This is a genomic window from Qipengyuania marincola, from assembly GCF_029688625.1.
In the GTDB taxonomy this organism is placed as follows: Bacteria; Pseudomonadota; Alphaproteobacteria; order Sphingomonadales; family Sphingomonadaceae; genus Qipengyuania.
Window position 1 is genome coordinate 821,044 of sequence record NZ_JARULC010000001.1, and the last position, 20,511, is coordinate 841,554.

At 63.0% G+C, this 20,511-nt stretch carries 15 protein-coding genes; 9 read left to right on the forward strand and 6 right to left on the reverse strand.

Translation table 11 applies throughout. The features are described 5' to 3' along the window. The first annotated feature begins 23 nt into the window (after nt 1–23). The 5 genes from P8Q88_RS04120 to P8Q88_RS04140 all read left to right on the forward strand — a co-directional run bounded on the left by P8Q88_RS04120 (nt 24) and on the right by P8Q88_RS04140 (nt 4,972). Nucleotides 24–848, forward strand: a complete 825-nt coding sequence (locus P8Q88_RS04120) for an LD-carboxypeptidase (protein ID WP_278322547.1) — start codon at nt 24–26, stop codon at nt 846–848. A gap of 22 nt (nt 849–870) precedes the next feature. Then, nucleotides 871–1,809 (forward strand): ACP S-malonyltransferase, encoded by a 939-nt coding sequence (gene fabD, locus P8Q88_RS04125; RefSeq protein ID WP_278322548.1) that lies wholly within the window; start codon nt 871–873, stop codon nt 1,807–1,809. Continuing rightward, complete coding sequence (gene fabG, locus P8Q88_RS04130; protein ID WP_278322768.1) at nt 1,809–2,561, forward strand: 3-oxoacyl-[acyl-carrier-protein] reductase; 753 nt, start codon at nt 1,809–1,811, stop codon at nt 2,559–2,561. The genes fabD and fabG overlap by 1 nt, the downstream gene beginning before the upstream one ends. A gap of 158 nt (nt 2,562–2,719) precedes the next feature. Then, entirely contained in the window at nt 2,720–3,844 is a 1,125-nt protein-coding gene (dnaN, locus tag P8Q88_RS04135; protein ID WP_278322549.1) for a DNA polymerase III subunit beta, read from the forward strand. Between the two features lie 57 nt (nt 3,845–3,901). Beyond that, the gene (locus tag P8Q88_RS04140) at nt 3,902–4,972 is read left to right on the forward strand and encodes a DUF2855 family protein (RefSeq protein ID WP_278322550.1); all 1,071 of its coding nucleotides are present in this window, start codon (nt 3,902–3,904) and stop codon (nt 4,970–4,972) included. A gap of 9 nt (nt 4,973–4,981) precedes the next feature. On the opposite strand, the gene P8Q88_RS04145 is transcribed toward P8Q88_RS04140, so the two are convergent. The 6 genes from P8Q88_RS04145 to P8Q88_RS04170 form a co-directional block, all read right to left on the reverse strand. Beyond that, a complete protein-coding gene (locus tag P8Q88_RS04145) occupies nt 4,982–5,992 on the reverse strand; it encodes a zinc-dependent alcohol dehydrogenase family protein (RefSeq protein ID WP_278322551.1) in 1,011 nt (336 codons plus the stop codon). Then, on the reverse strand, nt 5,989–7,743 hold the full coding sequence (locus P8Q88_RS04150; RefSeq protein WP_278322552.1) for an N-acyl-D-amino-acid deacylase family protein: 1,755 nt from the start codon (nt 7,741–7,743) through the stop codon (nt 5,989–5,991). Before P8Q88_RS04150 ends, P8Q88_RS04145 begins: the two co-directional genes overlap by 4 nt. Before the next feature lie 63 nt (nt 7,744–7,806). Next, on the reverse strand, nt 7,807–9,288 hold the full coding sequence (locus P8Q88_RS04155) for an MFS transporter (protein WP_278322553.1): 1,482 nt from the start codon (nt 9,286–9,288) through the stop codon (nt 7,807–7,809). Between the two features lie 38 nt (nt 9,289–9,326). Next, nucleotides 9,327–10,193, reverse strand: a complete 867-nt coding sequence (locus P8Q88_RS04160; protein ID WP_278322554.1) for an alpha/beta fold hydrolase — start codon at nt 10,191–10,193, stop codon at nt 9,327–9,329. A 21-nt stretch (nt 10,194–10,214) separates the two neighbouring features. Then, a complete protein-coding gene (locus P8Q88_RS04165) occupies nt 10,215–11,903 on the reverse strand; it encodes a PHA/PHB synthase family protein (RefSeq protein WP_278322555.1) in 1,689 nt (562 codons plus the stop codon). 91 nt (nt 11,904–11,994) lie between these two features. Then, on the reverse strand, nt 11,995–13,305 hold the full coding sequence (locus P8Q88_RS04170) for an FAD-dependent oxidoreductase (RefSeq protein ID WP_278322556.1): 1,311 nt from the start codon (nt 13,303–13,305) through the stop codon (nt 11,995–11,997). Between the two features lie 191 nt (nt 13,306–13,496). Between P8Q88_RS04170 and P8Q88_RS04175 the strand changes: the two genes are divergently transcribed. The 4 genes from P8Q88_RS04175 to lepA all read left to right on the forward strand — a co-directional run bounded on the left by P8Q88_RS04175 (nt 13,497) and on the right by lepA (nt 20,466). Then, nucleotides 13,497–15,707, forward strand: coding sequence for a putative bifunctional diguanylate cyclase/phosphodiesterase (locus P8Q88_RS04175; protein ID WP_278322557.1), 2,211 nt, complete (start codon nt 13,497–13,499; stop codon nt 15,705–15,707). Between the two features lie 112 nt (nt 15,708–15,819). After that, nucleotides 15,820–18,003, forward strand: coding sequence for a putative bifunctional diguanylate cyclase/phosphodiesterase (locus P8Q88_RS04180; RefSeq protein WP_278322558.1), 2,184 nt, complete (start codon nt 15,820–15,822; stop codon nt 18,001–18,003). Nucleotides 18,004–18,121: 118 nt separating this feature from the next. Beyond that, entirely contained in the window at nt 18,122–18,580 is a 459-nt protein-coding gene (locus P8Q88_RS04185; protein ID WP_278322559.1) for a DM13 domain-containing protein, read from the forward strand. A gap of 68 nt (nt 18,581–18,648) precedes the next feature. After that, nucleotides 18,649–20,466, forward strand: coding sequence for a translation elongation factor 4 (gene lepA / locus P8Q88_RS04190; RefSeq protein WP_278322560.1), 1,818 nt, complete (start codon nt 18,649–18,651; stop codon nt 20,464–20,466). Nucleotides 20,467–20,511 lie beyond the last annotated feature (45 nt).

Genomic DNA, 20,511 nt, shown 5'->3' on the forward strand with positions numbered 1-20,511 from the left:
ATACAAGCGCGCTAGCAGGACGCATGGTGAAAATCGCGATCTGTGCTCCGGGAAAACCGCTGAAGCGCGCAAGGGCCGATGCCGTGCTGGCGCATGTGGCCGGGCGCGAGGATATCGAGCTGCATTTCCACGACCAGTGCTTTGCCGTCGAAGGCCATTTCGCGGGCCCTGATGAAGTGCGGCTGGCAGCTTTGGTGGAATGCGCCAACGATCCGGCATTCGACGCTGTCTGGTTTGCCATGGGCGGCTATGGCTCCAACCGGATTGCAGCGCAGGCCATTGCAGCGATGGACGAACATGCGCGGGCGAAAAGCTATCTTGGCTATTCGGACACCGGTTCCCTGCTCGGTGCGCTCTATCGACACGGGATCGGGCGCGTGGCGCATGGGCCGCTTGCCGGCGACATTCGGCGCGAGGGCGGGGAGGCGGCGATAGATCGTGCGCTCGGCTGGTTCCTCGGTGCAGACGATGGGCTGGAACCGCATCTCGACGACCGGCCTGCCGCAGCCTTCAACCTGACCACGCTGACCATGCTGGTGGGCACCGATCTGGCGCCCGACCTCGCCGGCCATGTGGTGATGGTGGAGGAGGTGGCTGAACATCTCTACGCCGTCGATCGTCTGTTCTTCCATGTGACGCAGCACTTGCGCGGTATCGCCGGTCTGCGGCTCGGGCGCGTCAGCGATGTGCCCGAGAACGACCGTCCTTTCGGCACGGACGAGGTCGCGATCGCGCGATACTGGTGCGATCGCAGCGGCATTCCCTACCTCGGTCGGGCTGACATCGGGCACGATGCTGCCAACAGGATTGTCCCCTTCGGACTTGAGGCCCGCCGCCCACGCGCCTAGGCGCGCCCTCGAGGAGATTTTCATGACTGCATTCATCTTTCCCGGCCAGGGGAGCCAGAAGGTCGGCATGGGCACCGAGCTCGCCGAGGCGAGCGTGCATGCCCACGAAGTGTTCGAGGAAGTGAACGAGGCGCTCAAGCAGGACCTCTTCGCCCTGATGAAGGAAGGGCCCGAGAGCGAGCTGACCATGACCGCCAATGCCCAGCCTGCGATCATGGCGAACTCGATGGCCACCGTGCGCGTCCTCGAGAAGGAATTCGGCCTCGCCCTGTCAGACCAGGCCGATTGCGTCGCGGGCCATTCGCTGGGCGAATACAGCGCGCTGTGCGCAGCGGGCGCCTTCTCGCTCACCGATACCGCGAAACTGCTGCGCCTGCGGGGTATCGCCATGCAGGATGCGGTGCCCATTGGTGTCGGTGCCATGGCGGCGCTGCTCGGCGCGGACATCGAGAAGGCCAGCGCCTTGGCGGATGCCGCGGCCGAGGGCCAGGTATGCGAGGTAGCCAACGATAACGACCCGACGCAGGTGGTCATTTCCGGCCATGCCGAAGCGATCGACCGCGCCATCGAGATGGCCAAGGATCATGGTATCAAGCGCGGTATCAAACTGCCTGTCTCTGCGCCATTTCACTGTTCGCTGATGCAGCCTGCCGCACTGCGCATGAAGAACGCGCTGGAGGCGACCTCGCCAGCCGCCTTCACCGTGCCCATCTTTGCCAATGTGACCGCGGGGCGGGTCACCGATCCTGCCGAGGAGAAATCGCTGCTGGTCGACCAGATCACGGGCCGTGTGCGCTGGCGTGAAAGCGTGCTGGCCATGCGCGAAGGAGGCTTGGAGCGCTTCGTCGAGCTCGGTGGCAAGGTCCTCGGCCCGATGGTCGGTCGCATCGCCACGGACGCCACGACGGTCAGCCTAGTCACCATGGAAGACCTTGAGAATTTTGCGAAGGAGAACGGATGATGTTCAGCCTTGAAGGCAAGACCGCGCTGGTCACCGGGGCCAGTGGCGGTATCGGTTCGTCCATCGCCTACGCGCTGGCAAAGCAGGGCGCGCGGCTGGCGCTGTCCGGTTCCAATGCGGCCAAGCTGCGAGCGTTTCGTGAGCAACTGAACGATGAATTCGGGCACGATCACGTCGAGATCACATGCGACCTGTCGGATACGACTCAGGTTGAGGAGCTGATCCCGGCCACGGTCGATACGCTTGGCAGCATGAACATCCTCGTCAACAATGCCGGCATCACGCGCGACAATCTCGCCATGCGGATGAAGGACGAGGAGTGGGATCAGGTGATCCGCATCAACCTCGAAGCCAGTTTTCGCCTGATGCGCGCCAGCGCGCGGCCGATGATGAAGGCCAAGGGCGGGCGGATCATCTCGATTACCAGCGTGGTCGGCCACACGGGCAATCCGGGCCAGATGAACTACGTTGCGGCCAAGGCCGGCCTCACGGGCATGAGCAAGAGCCTCGCGCAGGAACTGGCGAGCCGGAACATCACCGTGAACTGCGTCGCTCCGGGCTTCATCCGCACGGCGATGACCGACGCCCTGACCGACGACCAGAAGTCCGCAATCAACACCCGCATCCCGATGGGCCGCATGGGCGAGGGCGAGGAGATCGGCGCCGCGGTCGCCTATCTCGCCAGCGACGAGGCTGCCTATGTCACCGGCCAGACGCTGCACGTAAACGGCGGCATGGCAATGATGGGATGAGTTTGGCGGAAAACGCACGAGTTTTCCCCAACAGATAGGGCAGGGCTGCGCTGTAGTCTTGCCCCTCTAGCCACCCCCGCTAAGGTCACTATCCGTATTCCGGCGCGCGAGGGGCGATTCCGGCCCTCGATGCGCCCAGCAGGGACGAAAGCAGGACCATGAAGGCCACCATCGAACGCGCGACGCTGCTGCGTTGTCTTTCCCACGTGCAATCGGTTGTCGAGCGGCGCAACACCATTCCCATCCTCTCCAACGTCCTGATCGAGGCCGAAGGCGACAACTCGCTCAAGGTTATGGCGACCGACCTCGATCTGCAGGTGGTCGAACATATGGAAGCGAGCGTCGAGGATGCGGGCTCCATCACCGTGTCCGCGCACCTGCTGTTCGATATCGCCCGCAAGCTGCCCGAGGGAAGCCAGGTCAGCCTCGAGACGGCAGAGAACCGCATGACGGTAAAGGCGGGCCGCAGTCGCTTCTCGCTACCCACCCTGCCGCGTGACGATTTTCCGGTGATCGTGGAAGGCGATCTCCCGACCAGCTTCGAACTTCCGGCAAAGACACTTGCCGAATTGATCGACCGTACGCGCTTCGCGATCTCGACCGAAGAAACGCGATACTACCTCAACGGCATCTTCTTCCATGTGTCGGACGAGGACCAGCCCGTGCTGAAGGCTGCCGCTACCGATGGCCATCGCCTCGCACGCTTCACCATCGCGCGCCCCGATGGCGCCGAGGGCATGCCCGACGTGATCGTGCCGCGGAAGGCCGTGGCCGAACTGCGCAAACTGCTGGAAGAATCGATGGACGGGAACGTCCAGATCGACCTCTCAGCCAGCAAGATCCGCTTCACCCTCGGCGGCGAGGGCGGGGTGGTGCTCACCAGCAAGCTGATCGACGGAACATTCCCCGATTATTCCCGTGTCATTCCAACGGGTAACGACAAACTGCTCAAGCTCGATCCGAAGAGCTTCTTCGCCGGTGTCGATCGCGTGGCGACCATTGCCACGGAGAAGACCCGCGCGGTGAAGATGGGCCTCGACAGGGACAAGATCACGCTCACCGTGACCTCGCCGGACAATGGCGTGGCGTCGGAAGAAGTGTCTGCCGAATACAGCGCCGAAGGGTTCGAGATTGGCTTCAATGCGGGCTATCTGAAGGACATCCTCAGCCAGATCGACAGCGATGTCGTCGAAATCCACCTCGCGGATGCCGGCGCGCCGACGCTGATCCGCAAGGACGAGAATGCACCTGCGCTTTACGTGCTGATGCCGATGCGGGTTTGACCCTCGCCGACAGCGTCTTTTCTCGCTAGCGTCTGTTCCTAACGAGGGAGAGATGCGATGCGCGAAGTCCATGTCGACAAGGCCGATCTGACCAAGACCCATATCGCGGAGCGCGTGCCCGGCGACCTGGCCGATGGCGGCGTGCGCCTCGCGGTCGAGAGTTTCTCGGTAACGGCCAACAATGTGACCTATGCGGTCGTTGGCGACGGCTTCGGTTACTGGAATTTCTTCCCCGCAAACGACGGGCACGGGATCGTGCCGATGTGGGGGCACGCGCGGGTAATCGAGAGCAGACACCCGGACTTTGCCGAGGGCGAGCGGGTCTATGGCTATCTCCCGATGGCAACGCAGCTCGACGTGTTGCCGGGCAAGGTTTCCGCCAGCGGCTTTACCGACCTGGCCGAGCATCGGCAGCCGATGAGCCCGATCTACAACCAGTATTCGCGCCTGGCCGCGGATCCCGAACACGATCCCGCGCGCGAGGGCGAGCGGATGATCTTCGGCCCGCTGTTCAAGACCGGCTTTCTGATAGAGTATTTCATGCGGTCCGAGGAGTGGTTCGGCGCGCGGCAGGTCATCCTGACCAGCGCCTCGTCGAAGACCGCGATGGGGTTGGCAAGCGTCGCCAAGCGCCGCTCGCCGGACGTGACGCGGATCGGCCTGACCTCTTCCGGCAATGTCGGCTTCGTCGAGGACAGCGGTCTCTACGATCGCGTGCTGTCATATGACGAGATCGGCTCGGTCGAGGGCGTTGCGAGCGTATCGGTCGACTTCGCCGGCAATGCGCGGGTCTTGCGCGGCCTTCATGAACATCTCGGCGAGCACCTGAAATACTCCTGCCTCGTCGGTGCGACGCATATCGAGGCACGGGGGCAGGGCACTGCCGACCTGCCCGGTCCCACGCCGACCCTGTTCTTCGCGCCCGACCATGCGGTCGCCTTGTTCAAGGAAGTTGGCCCGGAGAAGGCCGGCGCGCAGATGGCGGAAAGCTGGCACGGCTTCCTCGAGGATGCGGGCGACAGTGTCACGATCGAGCGGCGGCAAGGCATCGAAGCCGCGCGCGATACCTTCGTCGCGATGCTGGGCGGCAATATCGATCCCGCCAAGGGTATCGTGATCGAACCCTAGGCCGGGGCGCTAGATCTCCACCGCGATCTTGCCGAAATGGCTGCCGCTTTCCAGATGGCGGAAGGCATCGGCGAGATCGGCCAGCGCGAAAGTATCGCTGATCACCGGCCTGATGCCATTCGCCTCGATCGCCGCGATCATGTCCTGCTGCATGCTCCGGCTCCCCACGGTCAGGCCCTGCACGGTGAGGTTCTTCGAGAAAAGCAGGGCAGTCTGCACCGGCCCGGCAAAGCCTGCCAGCACGCCGATCAACGCCACATGGCCGCCGACGCGCGTGGCCAGCATCGACTGGTCGAGTGTACCCGCCCCGCCGATCTCGACGACGCAGTCGACCCCGCGTCCGCCGGTCAGCTCGAGCGCCTTCGGTCCCCAGGCCTCGATCTCCTTGTAATTGATGAGGTGGTCGGCGCCCATGCCTTTGACCCGCTCCAATTTCTTGTCGGAGGAACTGGTGGCGATTACCGTCGCGCCTGCCGCCTTGGCGAATTGCAGGGCGAAGATCGAGACCCCGCCGGTCCCCTGAACCAGCACCGTGTCCCCCGGCTTCACCGAATAGTCCACGAAAAGCGCGCGCCATGCAGTCAGGCCTGCGCAGGTGAGCGTCGCTGCCTCGGCATGGCTGAAGCCGGCAGGCGCGCGGGTGAACCAGTGCGTCGGCGCGGTAATCGCCTCGCGCGCATAGCCGTCGATCCCATCGCCCGGCACGCGCGTGAAGGCACTTTGCGGGGGCGGACCGGACAGCCAGTCGGGAAAGAAGGTGGAGACCACGCGATCGCCCACGGCGAACTCGCTTACCCCGTCGCCCACCGCGGTGACCACGCCCGCACCGTCGGACATCGGAATGCGCCCTTGTTCGCTGGGGATCATGCCCTTGACCACGGCATAATCGTGATAATTCAGCGAGCTGGCCTTGATGTCGACGGCAATCTCACCGGGACCCGGTTTGCCGGGACCGTCGAGATCGACCAGTTCGAGAGCATCGAGGGTGGAGGGCGTCGCGCCGGTGCGGATCGCCTTCATTCGGCTGCCTCCGCCAGCTCGGCGCGTTGCGGACCGCGGATGAGGCCGCCCGGCGTTTCGCCGGTCCACTTGCCATCGCGGAACGTCACGGTGCCGTTCTTGATCGTCGCCACATAGCCGTCAGCCTTTTGCAACAGGCGTTTGCCACCTGCCGGCAGATCGAAGGCCAGCCACGGCTTGCCGAGCTTCAGCCGCTCCATGTCGATGATGTTGAGATCGGCGAGGTAGCCCGGCGCGAGGATGCCGCGATCCTCGAGACCATAGAGCCGCGCGGTATCTGCGCATTGCCGCTTGATCGCATTCTCGAGGGTGATCCTGTCACCGCGCTTCCGGTCGCGTACCCAGTGCTGGAGCATGAAGGTGGGCGATGCCGCGTCGCAGATCGTGCCGCAGTGCGCGCCGCCATCGGATAGCGAATTCACCGTGTCGTCGCTATGCTGAAGCGGGTGGAGGAAATCGAGGTTCTTGTCGGCATAATTGAGAACGGGGAAGTAGATGAAGCCCTTGCCGCCATCGCGGCACAGCATGTCATAGGCATATTCCTGCGCGTCGATACCGGCCCGCTCCGCGCGAGCCTGGACGGTTGCATCTTCGTCCGGCTCGTAGTCGAAATCCTCGTCCATTTCGTACATCAGCGCCCAGCCCTGGGTCAGCGCGGCGACCACCGGCAGGATATCGACGGGGGCTTCGGAATAGTCGTTGGCTTCGGACAGGAGCTGCTTCTTGAACGTCGGGTCGAACAGCTTGGCTTTCTGCTCCTCCCACGGAAGCTCGGCGATGGCCTGCCAACTGGGGCGATAGACGAAGGGGTTCACCGTGCCCTGCCACGCCATGATGATGCCATTGCCGCGCAGCGCGATCTGCGCGACGATATTGGCGCCATTATCGTTCTCTGCCCGCATGGTTTCGATCTGTTCGTCGAGCGGCAGTTCCTTGGCGATCGACTGGAGCGCGGCAAAGGTCACTGGCAGGCCGGTTTCGCGGCTGAGCTTGCCCATCCATTCGAACTCGTTCCAGTCGCGCTGCAAGTCGCTTGCCATTTCGAACACGCCATGACCCACGCGGCCCATGGCGCGGCCCAATTCTACCAGCTCATCGGCATTGGCAGTGGTGCCGGGGACCAGCACGCCGTCGACATCCTTGTGCAGAACGGTGCGCGAGGTCGAGAAACCGAGAGCGCCGGCCCGCACGCCTTCCTCGACGATGCGGCTCATCTCGGCGATATCGGCCTCGGTCGGGACCGCGCCGGGTTCTTCGCGCTCGCCGAGCACATAGGCGCGGACTGCCCCATGCGGCACGTGGGTGCCCACATCCACTGTGCGTGGCAGCTTTTCAAGCTCGTCGAGGTATTCGGGGAAGCTCTCCCAGTTCCATGTGATTCCCTCGGCAAGGGCGGTGCCGGGAATGTCCTCGACCCCCTCCATCAGGCCGATCAGCCATTCATGCTGGTCAGGGCGGGCGGGGGCGAAGCCGACACCGCAATTGCCCATGACCACCGTAGTGACGCCGTGCCAGCTGCTCGGCGCCATTTCCTGGTCCCAGGTAGCCTGCCCGTCGTAATGCGTGTGGATGTCTACAAAGCCCGGCGTGACGATCAGCCCGGCGGCATCGATTTCCTCGGCCGCATCGCCCGTCACGTCGCCCACCTGCGCGATTAAGCCATCCTTGATGGCAATGTCCCCGGTGAAGCGGTCCGAACCGGTTCCATCGACGATGGTGCCGTTGCGAATGATCATATCGAATGCGGGCATGACAGCTGTCTCCTCTCTCCGGAGAAGAAGGTCCCACATTGCAACCGATGAGTCCAGCGGGACTCAGACCGGGCGTTCGGGCATCCGGACCGACAGCAGGAATGCGAAGCCGATTGCGAACAGCAACGTGATCGAGGCCATGCCGATGCGCTGATCGCCAGACCACAGGGTGAATTGCTCCACCAGCAGCGGGCCCATCCACACGGTGATCGTGCCGGCGATGGCGAACAGGCCGAAGAACTCGCCGCTGCGGCCGGGTGGGGCGAGGGTGACGAGCATCGCGCGGCTCGAGGAAATGCTGGCGGTGGCAGTCACCGCGACGACGCTGATCAGCGAGAGATAGGCAAGGTCGGAGCGGGTCTGGAAGACGAGCCCGTCCCACACCTGCGCGTTCGGGACCAGGCCGAAGAGCAGGCTCTCGCGCGTGAGGCTGAGCTGGACGAGCAGGGCGAAGACCATGCCCGCGATCTCGATGACCAGCGCGCGTTTCACGCCGACACGACTATCGAGCCAGCCGCCGAAAATTCCGCCCAGAAAGGCCCAGGCGCTGGCGAAAATCGCGTAGCAGAGCATTTCGAGAAAGCCCCAGCCCAGGAACAGCGCGACATAGACCGCCCCCAGGGCGAGCAGGGCGGCCATGCCGTCGGCATAGAACATGCGGGCAAGGAGGAACTTCATGAGCTCACGATAATGGGTGGCCTCGCGCAAGGTCTTGATAACGCTGCGCGCACCCTCGCGGACGGCCCGCGTCCAGCTTGCCCCCGGCGTGCCCGGATCGCGCGCGTGGCGGAAGAAATAAAGCGAAAATGCTGCCAGCCAGATTGCGCAGATGGGTCCCGCGATCCGCATGTGCTCGAACCGAGCGACGTCGAGGCCGAAGGCGGGCTGGGCGACGGGCCATCCGATCATGGAGGGCATGACGAACAGGATCACCAGCGCGATGAAGATCAGCGTCGCGGCAAGATTGCCGAGCCCCAGGCCGAGCCCGGAAATCATCGACAGCCGGTCTGGCGTGCCGGCGACGCTGAGCATCGCGTTATGCGTCACTTCGGAGTAGGTATAGCTGACATAGGCGATGACCAGCAACGCCATGATCGCGCCGGTTGGCAGGCCGGCTCCCCCAGGCATGGCGAACCACAGCAGCGCAGAGCAGATCGTGATCGACCCGAGGAAGATGGCCAGCAGCGGCTTCAACCGGCCCCCGCGATCGAGCGCGGCACCCAAGAACGGTGCCGTCAGCGCCGCGATCACGCCGGCCCATTTGGTGATGGATGCGATGGTCGCCTGCCCTTGCGCATTTGCTGCGCCGCGTGCCGCCTCGGGCTCCAGACCATCGAGAGCACCGCTCGCCAACAGGTCCGCGCCGATGATGTCGCGCGCGAAATAGGGCGCGAAGATGTAGATGACGATCAGGATGTAATAGGGATTGCGGGCCCATTCGAAGATCGCCCAGGCGAGCCCTGTGCGACCGAGCGCACCGCCTTCGCCGCTGTGAGGGCGCGCGAAGGCAGGCCGGATATTGGGGTCGGGGTTGGCGGTTTCCATCGGTCTGCTTACTCTCCCGATGGTCCGCCGAGCTTCGCTCAGGCCGCCCGGCGCGCTTCGGCGTCGGTTTCCGGGGCGTCGAGGAAGCCGCGCAAGGCGGCGATGCTCTCGTCCGCGTGAGTCAGCAGGAACAGGTGCCCGCCGCCCCGACAGACCTCGAGCTGGGCATTGGGTATCGCGGATGCCAGAATGCGGCCGTTGATAAGCGGGACGATCTGGTCCTCGTCACCCATCATCACGAGCGTTTCCTTGCTCAGGAACGGCAAGGCGGGAAGGCTTGTCCAGCCGACCATCGCGAGCAATTGGTAGAAATAGCCGCGCGGGGAGGGCGGTTTGAGCCGGCCGATATGGCTGTCCTTCTGGTGTTCCGCCCCATCGGGGTCGATCCCGCCATAGAGCGTCTGGAAATGCTCATTCATGAACTTGGGATCGATATAGCGGCGCGGATTGGCCATCTTGGTCAGGGCGGCGGGGTTGCCCGGCACCATCAGCATGCCGGCCGTGGTGGCAGCAAGGACGAGGCGGCGGACGCGGCCCGGGTGCTGCAGAGCGAAATGCTGCGCCATCGCGCCGCCCCAGCTGACGCCCATCACATCGACTTCGCCCACCCCGAGCTGATCGAGGATGAGATTGGCGGTCCAGCTCATGGTGAAGGCGTTGTAGGGGATCGTCGGGTCGGGGCTTTCCCCTGTTCCCGGCATGTCGAACATCACGAAGGCGCGCTCGGTAAGCTGTTCGGCCAGTGGCGCGACCGCCTCGATATTCGCGCCGATTCCGTTGAAGAAGAGGATCGGCGGAAAGTCGGACTTCTGGTCCAGTCGCCAATGCGCGACCCGCAAGGTGCGTCCGCCGGCCTCCATCATCGTGATGGTGGCGGTCATGGCTTCGTCTTTGGATGCGGTCACGCTAGGGCGCCTTTCGTCAATTCAGCAAGCTTCCATAACGTATAGACCGGGGGCGGGGTCCAGCGGCTGATACTCCTTGTTCCCCAGCTTTGCCGGTGCCTTCTTCTTGTCGCCGCCGCGCGCCTGCACCCATTCCATCCAGAATGGCCACCAGCTTCCGGCCACTTCCTCTGTGCCCTTCAGCCATTCGTCGGCGGTTTCCGGAAGCTTTTTGTTCGCGTCCTTCTGCACGTAATACTTCGCCTTGGGATTGCCCGGAGGGTTCAGGATCGCCTGCATGTGGCCCGACTGGCTGAGCACGTAGGTAACATCTTTCGAGCCGAACAGGCGCGTCGAGCGATACGTCGCTTTCCACGGCGTGATATGGTCGGTGACTCCACCGAGAATGAACAGGTCGCTGGTCACCTTCGAAAGGTCGATCTTGTGGTCAACCATCTCGACTTCGCCCTTCCGGGTGAAAGCGAGCGTTTCGAAGACGGTGAGAAAATCGCCCATCAGGGCGGCGGAAAGGTTGGTGGCGTCCGCATTCCAGAACAGCACGTCGAAGGCGGGCGGGTCCTGGCCGAGCAGGTAATTATTGATGACGTAGTTCCAGACGAGGTCGTTCGGCCTGAGCCATGCGAAACCGCGCGCCAGATCATCGCCCTTGATGACGCCCTTTTTCTCGGCGCGCCGGCGGGCCAGTTTCAGCCCGTTTTCGCTGACGAGAGAACCCGCCTCGATGTCGTTCTGCTTCGGGTGCAGCACACACACCATCAGAGTCAGCGCGCCGAGCAGATCGTCCTTGTCGGCCGCCATCTTGCTGGCCAGCATCGCTGCCGTCTGGCCGCCCGAGCACCCGGCCGAAACGTTGACCTTTTTCGAACCCGTGATCTTGCTGACCGCTTCCATCGCCTCGCGGCAAGAGCGGACATAATCGGCCATGTCCCAATGGCCCTGTTCCTTGGTCGGGTTCTTCCAGCTGATGACGAAGGTCTGGATGCCGTTGTCGAGCTGGTACTTCACCACCGATTTCTCGGGCGACAGATCGTTGATGTACATCTTGTTGATCTGCGGCGGGATGGTGAGTTGCGGGATCTCGTAGACCTCGTCGGTCGTGGGCGCATATTGCACCAGTTCCATCATTTCGGTGCGCAGGACCACCGATCCCTTGGTCGTGGCAATATTCTCGCCCAGCTTGAAAGGGCGCTTGTCCACCTGGCTGACCATGCCCTTGTTATGGACCATGTCGTCATAGGCGTTCTTGAGGCCCTTGATCAGCGACAATCCGCCGCTGGTGATCGCCATCTTCTGAGCAGACGGGTTCCCGATCAGCGTGTTGGTCGGGGCAATTCCGTCGATTATCATGTTGGAGACGAACCGCGCGCGATCCTTCTCCAGCTCGTCGAGTTCGAGCTCCTCGATCCATTTCGACGCGCCCTTCTGGACGGCGAGGTAATACTGCATGCCGGCGCGCATGAAGGGATTGTACTGCCACGCGGGGTCCTGGAAGCGCTTGTCCTTGGGATGCGGCTCGATATCGCTCTGGCCGGTCATGATCTTGATCATGTCCTGACCCATCGCCTGGCTGTGCTTCATCAGGCGCTGGGGATCGGATGCGGTTTCGCGCAGCATGACGGCAACCGCACCGAAAATATCCTCACGGGTCAGGCCGACAAGCGGGCCGAGGGCGCTGGTGGACTGGGCGGCTTCGTCTTCAAGCTTGGCCATGGGGCGTCAAATCCTCTCCGATTATGTCTGTCTCATCCGCTTCGACCCCAACGGCTGATGCGGCGCGCGCGTTCCGATTGCAAGCCTGCGTTCAGTCGCCGCGCGCCGCGATCATGCTGGCGACATCGACGAATTTTTCGCGCGGCGCCCCGTCACGGGCGGCAGCCTCTTCGGCTTCCTCAATCTTCTGCCAGTCGCGAAAGGTGACCACATCGAGCCCACGGGTTTCGACCAGCGCATCAAATCCCTCGCGGCCCTGCTTGCGCGTGCCGGACCCGATGTCCTCCTCGACAAGGTCGACAATCGAAAAGCCGTCGGGCCGGTTCGTGCCGATCGTGCCGGTCGGCCCACGGCGGGCCCAGCCGACGCAGTAAAGGCCGGGCAGGATCCGTCCCTGATCGTTGGCGAACCGACCGGCGCGTTCATCGAAGGGCACGCCGGCGAGCGGCGAGCTGCGATAGCCGATGCATGTCACCACCAGATCGGCAGGTATGGAATAGGTCTCTCCGGTCCCGACGGCGCGACCCGCCTCCACCCGTGTGCGCTCGACCTCGAGTGCAGTCACCTTTCCATCGATGCCCTCGAACCCGACCGGGCTGGCGAAAAAATCGAATTCGATCGTAACCGGGGTCTCGCCATGGATGCTTGGCGGAATATTCGCGAAGTCGCGCAGCAGCGTGACAGATTTGCGCAGGCCCGGTTCAAGCAGGGCATCGTCTGCGACCGGCGGCAGGTCTCCCGGCTCCACCATCGGGCTGGCGCGTTCGAGATGCAGCAATTCGCCCAGTTCCTTGGGCGTCATCATGATCTGGTGCGGCCCGCGCCGCCCTACGATGGTAATGGTCTCGACTTTCGAGGCGTCGAGCGCGTCGAGCGCGTGGGTGACGATATCGGCTCCTTCGAACTCGGATCGCGTCTTCGACAGGATGCGTGCGACATCGAGCGCCACATTGCCCATGCCGATCACTACGACGTCTCGTCCGGAGAGGTCGGGATCGAGCCCGGCGAATTGCGGATGGCCATTGTACCAGCCGACGAAGGCGGCGCTGCCGAAGATATTCGCGAGTTCCTCGCCCGGCAAGCCAAGCCGCCGGTCGTTCGGAGCTCCGGTGGCGAGGATAACGGCATCGTAAAGCTGCTGGAGCTCCCCTACCGACACGTCAGTCCCGATCGCTACATTGCCGACGAAGCGCACATTGTCGGATAGCGCGGTCTTCTCATAGCGGCGGGACACGCCCTTGATCGACTGGTGGTCCGGCGCGACGCCTGTGCGGATCAAGCCGTATGGAACCGGCATCCTGTCGAAGACATCCACGCGGACATCCTCGCCCCATTTCTTCGCCGCGGCTTCGGCTGTGTAATACCCGGCAGGCCCCGAACCCACGATCGCGATGTGCCGCATACCGGTCCCCTCTTGCGCAAACGCGAAGCCTATCCTGCACGCAGTTGAAGATGCTGGCAAGCATGCGCGGCAGCCCGATTGTCCTTGCATTGCATGGTTATGCGTTTGGAAAGGTTTGGCCGCTAAGCCGATGCGATTGACGGGTCGCGCGCCCAAGGAGGCGCAACTGACACGAATGCAAGAGGTAGACGATGGCTGGCTTTTTCTCGCGGTCTGCGCGGGCAAAAACACAACAGGACGACGAGGCGGAGGCAGGGGTTCTCCATCCCATCAGTGCTGCCGATCTGCAGCGCCGGGTCGAACTCCTCGACAGCTTCGAGAATGCCGGGCTCGGCTGGTTCTGGGCGTCCGATGCGCAGGGGCGACTGATCTACCTTTCCGAAAACGCGGCGGAAAAGCTCGGCCTCGATACGGCAGATCTGATGGGCACGCACCTCACCGATCTGTTCGAACCAGAAGTCGATCAGAGCCTCGAAAAGCAGAGCCAGCGCCCGCTGCCCTTCCTGCTGGGCGCGCGCAATTCGATCTCGCAACTCGCGGTTAAGGTCGCCGGTGGCAAGACGGAGCATTTCTGGGAAATCGCTGGCAAGCCGCAATTCGACCAGAACCAGGATTTCGTGGGCTATCGTGGTAGCGCGAAAGACATTACCTCGACCTTCCAGAGTGCGAAGGATGCCGAGCGCCTGTCGCAGTATGACTCGCTGACCGGCCTTGCCAACCGCCATCGCATGACGAAGCGGTTGACCTCCACCCTGACAGCCTTCCGCAATTCCAAGCGCAGCTGCGCCCTGATGATGCTCGATCTCGACCGCTTCAAGCAGGTCAACGACACGCTCGGCCACCCGGCCGGCGACGAGCTGTTGCAACAGGTCGCCGCGCGTATCGAAAAGGTCATCGACGGGCGCGGCGAGATTGGGCGTCTGGGTGGCGACGAATTCCAGATCATCCTCCATGACATGGATGATCGTGGCGACTTGGGCGAGCTGGGCCAGAGATTGATCCAGATGATCTCGCAGCCCTATCAGATCAGCGGTTCGCGCGCTGTCATCGGCACCTCCGTCGGCATCGCCGTATCGCCCTATGACGGGGTCGAGTGCGACGAGCTGGTCAAGGCGGCCGACCTTGCCCTTTATGCCGCAAAGGGCGGCGGGCGCGGTCAGTACCGCTTCTATCACATCGACTTTACCGACGGGGCCAAGCATCGCCGGCAGGTCGAGGAAGACCTGCGCGATGCCTTGGCGAGCGACGAGCTGGAGATGTATTTCCAGCCGATCGTCGACTGCAAGACTCACAAGCTCAAGTGCCTCGAAGCGCTGATGCGATGGGAGCACCCGGAAAGGGGCTTTATCGCGCCCTCCATCTTCATTCCGGTCGCCGAGGATATCGGCCTGATCAAGGAGCTGGGCGAATGGGCGCTGCGCCGCACCTGTTTCCAGGCCAAGGAATGGCCGGTCGAGCTGCGCGTCGCGGTTAACGTTTCGGCGGTCCAGTTCGCTCGCGACGATTTTCCCGATCTGGTCAAATCGATCCTTATGGAGACGCAGCTCGATCCCCACCGGCTTGAGCTCGAGATCACCGAAAGCGTGTTCCTCGGCGATCCAGAGCGCACGCAGGAAAAATTCGAGGAGCTCAAGCGCCTGGGCGTCCGCCTGGCGCTGGACGATTTCGGAACGGGCTACAGCTCGCTGAGCTATCTCCAGCACGCTCCGTTCGACAAGATCAAAATCGACCAGAGCTTCGTTCGCGGTGCGACGGAAAAGGATAACAACAATCCCGCCATCATGAGTGCGATCGTCAGTCTGGCGGAATCGCTGCACATGGAAACCGTGGCCGAGGGCGTGGAGACCAAGGACGAGCTGAATCTGGTGATCGAACGTGGCGCAAGTCATGTTCAGGGTTTCATCTTCTCGAAGGCTATCCCTCACGCAGAAGTGCTGGAGCGCCTTGAGAAGGGCGAACTGGTGTACGAGCCGCGTGGTCCGGAAAAATACCGGTCGGAGCGCAAGTCGGTCTATCGCAAGATCAAGCTCATCCACGACAATCACGTATACGATGTGACCTTGCGCAATCTGTCCAAGACGGGTGCAATGATCGAGGGTCTGCTCGATGTGCCGATCGACACCAATGTCGTGCTCAATCTGGGCGGCGGGCAATTGGCAGTCGCGACCGTCCGCCGGTCGGAGGGGGCCACGCAGGGCGTCGAATTCGAACTGCCGCTTATCAGCGATGGTGCCGACGGGCTGTGTACGCGCCACCGCGTGTCGCCTTACCAGATCGAAGCTGCCGGCAAGCCGCTGGCGAGCCTGCCCGAAGACCCTTACGAGCTGCTCAAGCTCGAGGTCGCAGGCAACCTCAAGGGCCGCGCCTTCATGGAAGTCGGGACGCACAAGTCGCGCGGCTGAACAAGCCGATGCTGCGGCTGTCGGCATCGGCACATTAGGCAAATAATAACCACTATCGGCTATCGCCTATTCATAACGACGTGTCCGACGAGGGTGAGTGGATATGGGGGCGATGCCCTTTTCCGATCTGTTCAAGGCCAAGAAGGCGCCGCACAGCCGCGCCGGGGCCTCTCCCGACGGCATCGATGTCGCGGAAAAAGTTGCTATTGTCGAGGATATCGAACTCAGCGGTGCATTCGGTTTCTGGAATACCGACAGCGCAGGCAACCTTGCCTATCTCAGCGGCTGGATCGTCGATGCGATAGGCGAGCAATTCGCTGATCTGGCGCTGCAGCCGCTGCAGCACGTTTTCATGCCGGTGGATGGCGAAACGGACGGCAGGTCGCTCGGCCTGAAGCTTGGCACGCGCAAAAGCTTCTCCGGTCTCGCGGTGCAGAATGAACGGAGCGAAAACCGCCTTGTCCTGCGGCTCAGCGGGCGTCCACTCTACGACAAGTCGGGTGCCTTTCAGGGCTTTCGCGGCACAGCGATCGACGTCACCGAAGAGTTTCTCGCAGAGGAGGAGGCCAGTCGCCTCGCCAAATACGATTCCCTCACGGGCCTCGCCAATCGCCACAGGATGGAGCAACGGATCAATTCGACGCTGCATGCCTTCAGGAGCGCCGAGCGCGCAGCAGCGCTGCTCATGCTCGACCTCGACAAGTTCAAACAGGTCAACGACACGCTCGGGCATGCCGCAGGCGACCAGTTGCTGCAGCAGGTGGCAGACCGGCTGCGCGGCGCGGTGGCCGGACGCGGCGAGATCGGGCGCCTGGGCGGTGACGAGTTCCAGATCCTTATTCCCGATATCGACGATCGCGGCGAGTTGGGCGAGATTGCCAAGCGCATCATCCAGATCCTGTCGCAGCCCTATTCCGTCGAAGAGGGACGATGCGTCATCGGCTGTTCGTTGGGGATCGCAGTCGCGCCCTATGACGGGGTCGAACGCGAGGAACTGACCCGCGCCGCGGACCTGGCGCTTTATGCCTCGAAGAACGGCGGGCGGGGCCAGTTCCGCTTCTATGCCGGCGATCTCGAGCACGAAGCCAATTTGCGCAAACGCATGGAAGACGATCTGGCCGAGGCGATCGAAGCCGGGCATTTCACGCTCGAATATCAACCGGTCGTGTCGCTTGCCGACGATCGCGTTGTCGCGCTGGAAGCGCAATATTGCTGGGCGGACGAAGACCGGGGCCGGGTGGAGCCTGACACCTTCCTTCCGGTCGCCGAAGGCAGCCGACTTATCGTGCCGATCGGCGAATGGGGCGTGCGCAAGGCGTGCGAAGACGCCGTGCAATGGCCCGACGCGCTGGTGGTCTCACTGCAAGTTTCGCCGGTCCAGTTCGAGGCAAGCGGCTTCGTCGACATGGTCGAGGATGCGCTGGAGAAAACCGGCCTCGATCCTGCACGCCTCGAATTGCGCTTGCCCGAATCCGTCCTGCTGGGCGACGGCTCGAAGGTCGACACGGCGCTGTCGCGTCTCTTCAAGCTTGGTGTGCGGCTCACCCTCGACCAGTTCGGTACGGGCCTCTCCTCGCTCAGCTATCTGCGGCGCGCGCCGCTCAATGCGCTGCGTATCGGCGAGAATTTCTTCGAACCGATCATGGGCAACGACCTCGGCGATATCGAACTCGTCCGGGCGGTTGTCGCGCTTGCAGGGGCGATGGGAATGCAGACGATCGCATCGGGGGTCCATGCGATGCCCTTGCGCGAGGAGCTCAAGCGACTCGGCGTCGATCAGGTCTGTGGCTTCGTCTATTCGGAAGCGCTCACCGCCGAACAGGTGTCCGAGGAAATCGCCGATGGCGAGTGGAGCATCGCGCCAAGCGATGCGGGCACGCAACGTGCGACGCGCCGTACCGTCTTCCGCAAGATCGGACTGATCCACGAAGACCATTATTATGACGTGACTCTGCGCAATCTGTCGCGCTCGGGCGCGATGATCCAGGGTCTGGAAGATGTGCCGGCAGGCACGATGTTCGTCCTCGATTTCGGGCAGGGACAGCTCGCGGTCTGCACAGTGAAGCGTTCGATGGACGACACCCAAGGCGTGGAATTCGAGCAGGAACTGGTCGATGATGGGGCGGGCGGCCTGTGCACGCGCCATCGCGTGAGCCCATACGAACTTGCAACGGCCGGCGCGCCGCTTCAGGCGCTGCCCCCGGGCAAATATGCGTTAGCAACCGGCGCGGGCGCCGGATCGACCTTCCCGCAATTCAAGCTTTCATCCAACGCGCCCACGCAACAGGCTGCGTGATCGGCGGGATCGATCGTCGTGATCGTTTGAAAGCCGCTCGATAAATCGATTTCCCTGTAACGAAGCGGTCATCCCTCGCGAATGTCACGGTACCAGACATTCACGAAAGGATATTGAGATGACCCGAACCTTCCGCCAATTCTCCGCTCCGCTGTTTCTCAGCCTCGCTTCGACCTTTGCTGTCGTCGGAACGGGCGTTACGGTGCTGACTCCGCATCCCGCCATTGCTGCCGAGGTAAAGTCGAGCGGCCAGTTCCGCGGAGCCGACCGGGCCCACCAGGTCTCTGGTACGGCAGAAATCGTCCCGCTCAAGGGCGGCGGCTTCGGCCTCAAGCTGCATCGCGATTTTCGCAGCACTGGTGCACCTGATCTGCGCGTCTGGCTGAGCGAAGCGCCAGGCCCGCGCAACGGGGCCGCGGTACGCAAGGCGCGCCACATAGATCTCGATGGCCTCAAGAGCACCAGCGGCGAACAGATCTACCGCATTCCGGCCGGTACCGACTTGTCGAAGATCCGCTCCGCCGTGATCTGGTGTCGCGCGTTCGGTGTGTTCTTCGGCGCGGCGAACCTCGGTTGAGCCAAAAAGCGCTCTCCGACACGCATAGCTGCTGACAGGGTCATCGTTCGTCGCTAATTGCGCGGGCGATGACCGACCTTTCCAAGATCCGCAATTTTTCGATTATCGCCCATATCGACCATGGCAAGTCGACGCTGGCAGACCGGCTGATCCAGTTCACCGGTGGGCTGACCGACCGCGAGATGTCCGAGCAAGTCCTTGATAACATGGACATCGAGAAGGAGCGCGGGATCACCATCAAGGCGCAGACCGTGCGCCTGAACTACACCGCCAAGGATGGCGAGACCTATGAGCTGAACCTCATGGACACGCCCGGCCATGTCGACTTCGCCTACGAGGTCAGCCGCTCCCTCGCCGCCTGCGAAGGCGCGCTGCTGGTGGTGGACGCCGCGCAAGGCGTCGAAGCCCAGACCCTCGCCAATGTCTACCAGTCGATCGAGCACGACCACGAGATCGTCCCCGTCATCAACAAGATCGACCTGCCCGCGGCCGAGCCCGACAAGGTCAAGGCAGAGATCGAGGACATCATCGGCCTCGACGCCTCCGACGCGGTTCTCACCTCCGCCAAGTCCGGCATCGGGATCGAGGACACGCTGGAGGCGCTCGTCGCCCGCATTCCCGCCCCCACGGGCGACCGCGATGCCCCGCTCAAGGCCATGCTCGTCGACTCATGGTACGACCCCTATCTCGGCGTCGTCATCCTCGTGCGCGTGATGGACGGGGTCATCAAGAAGGGCCTGCAGGTCAAATTCATGCAGGGCGGCACCGAGCACCTGATCGACCGCGTCGGCTGCTTCACTCCCAAGCGCACCGACCTGCCCGAGCTCGGCCCGGGCGAAATCGGTTTCATCACCGCGCAGATCAAGGAAGTCGAACAGGCCCGCGTCGGCGACACCATCACCACGGTGAAGGGCGGGGCGCCCGAGGCCCTGAAAGGCTACAAGGAAGTCCAGCCCGTGGTCTTCTGCGGCCTCTTCCCCGTCGACGCCGCCGATTTCGAGAAGCTGCGCGAAAGCATCGGCAAGTTGCGCCTCAACGATGCCAGCTTCAGCTACGAGATGGAAAGCTCCGCCGCGCTGGGCTTCGGCTTCCGCGCCGGCTTCCTCGGCCTCCTGCACCTGGAAATCATCCAGGAACGCCTTTCCCGCGAATACGATCTCGACCTCATCACCACGGCCCCGTCCGTGGTCTACCGCGTCCACCTCGCCCACACGAAGAACGAGGACGCGAAGACGATCGAGATCCACAATCCCGCCGACTGGCCCGACGTCAACCGGATCGAGACGGTGGAGGAACCGTGGATCAAGGCGGTGATCTACACGCCCGACGAATATCTCGGCGCGATCCTGAAACTGTGCCAGGACCGCCGCGGCATCCAGACCGACCTCACCTATGTCGGCGGCCGCGCACAGGTGAGCTACGAGCTGCCGCTGAACGAGGTGGTGTTCGACTTCTACGACCGCCTGAAATCGATCAGCCGCGGCTATGCCAGCTTCGATTACGAACAGATCGGCAGCCGCGAGGGCGACCTTGTGAAGATGAACATCCTCGTCAACAACGAGCCGGTCGACGCGCTATCCCTGATCGTCCACCGCTCCGTTGCCGAGGAACGCGGCCGCGGCATGTGCGAGCGCCTGAAAGACCTCATCCCGCGCCACCTGTTCAAGATCCCGATCCAGGCCGCGATCGGCGGCAAGATCATCGCCCGCGAAACCATCGCTGCGCTCCGCAAGGACGTGACCGCCAAATGCTACGGCGGCGACATTACGCGCAAGAAAAAGCTGTTGGAAAAACAAAAGAAGGGCAAGGCGCGGATGCGCGAGTATGGCAATGTGAGCATTCCGCAGGAGGCGTTCATCGCTGCATTGCGGATGGGGGAGGAATGAAAGCCATGGTTGCTAGGGGTTTTGGTCGAATATGACTCTTCGGGA

Coding starts and splice junctions, on each gene's coding strand:
- P8Q88_RS04120 (WP_278322547.1), top strand. CDS start 24: ATGGTGAAAATCGCGATCTGTGCTCCGGGAAAACCGCTGAAGCGCGCA.
- fabD (WP_278322548.1), top strand. CDS start 871: ATGACTGCATTCATCTTTCCCGGCCAGGGGAGCCAGAAGGTCGGCATG.
- fabG (WP_278322768.1), top strand. CDS start 1,809: ATGTTCAGCCTTGAAGGCAAGACCGCGCTGGTCACCGGGGCCAGTGGC.
- dnaN (WP_278322549.1), top strand. CDS start 2,720: ATGAAGGCCACCATCGAACGCGCGACGCTGCTGCGTTGTCTTTCCCAC.
- P8Q88_RS04140 (WP_278322550.1), top strand. CDS start 3,902: ATGCGCGAAGTCCATGTCGACAAGGCCGATCTGACCAAGACCCATATC.
- P8Q88_RS04145 (WP_278322551.1), bottom strand. CDS start 5,992: ATGAAGGCGATCCGCACCGGCGCGACGCCCTCCACCCTCGATGCTCTC.
- P8Q88_RS04150 (WP_278322552.1), bottom strand. CDS start 7,743: ATGCCCGCATTCGATATGATCATTCGCAACGGCACCATCGTCGATGGA.
- P8Q88_RS04155 (WP_278322553.1), bottom strand. CDS start 9,288: ATGGAAACCGCCAACCCCGACCCCAATATCCGGCCTGCCTTCGCGCGC.
- P8Q88_RS04165 (WP_278322555.1), bottom strand. CDS start 11,903: ATGGCCAAGCTTGAAGACGAAGCCGCCCAGTCCACCAGCGCCCTCGGC.
- P8Q88_RS04170 (WP_278322556.1), bottom strand. CDS start 13,305: ATGCGGCACATCGCGATCGTGGGTTCGGGGCCTGCCGGGTATTACACA.
- P8Q88_RS04175 (WP_278322557.1), top strand. CDS start 13,497: ATGGCTGGCTTTTTCTCGCGGTCTGCGCGGGCAAAAACACAACAGGAC.
- P8Q88_RS04180 (WP_278322558.1), top strand. CDS start 15,820: ATGCCCTTTTCCGATCTGTTCAAGGCCAAGAAGGCGCCGCACAGCCGC.
- P8Q88_RS04185 (WP_278322559.1), top strand. CDS start 18,122: ATGACCCGAACCTTCCGCCAATTCTCCGCTCCGCTGTTTCTCAGCCTC.
- lepA (WP_278322560.1), top strand. CDS start 18,649: ATGACCGACCTTTCCAAGATCCGCAATTTTTCGATTATCGCCCATATC.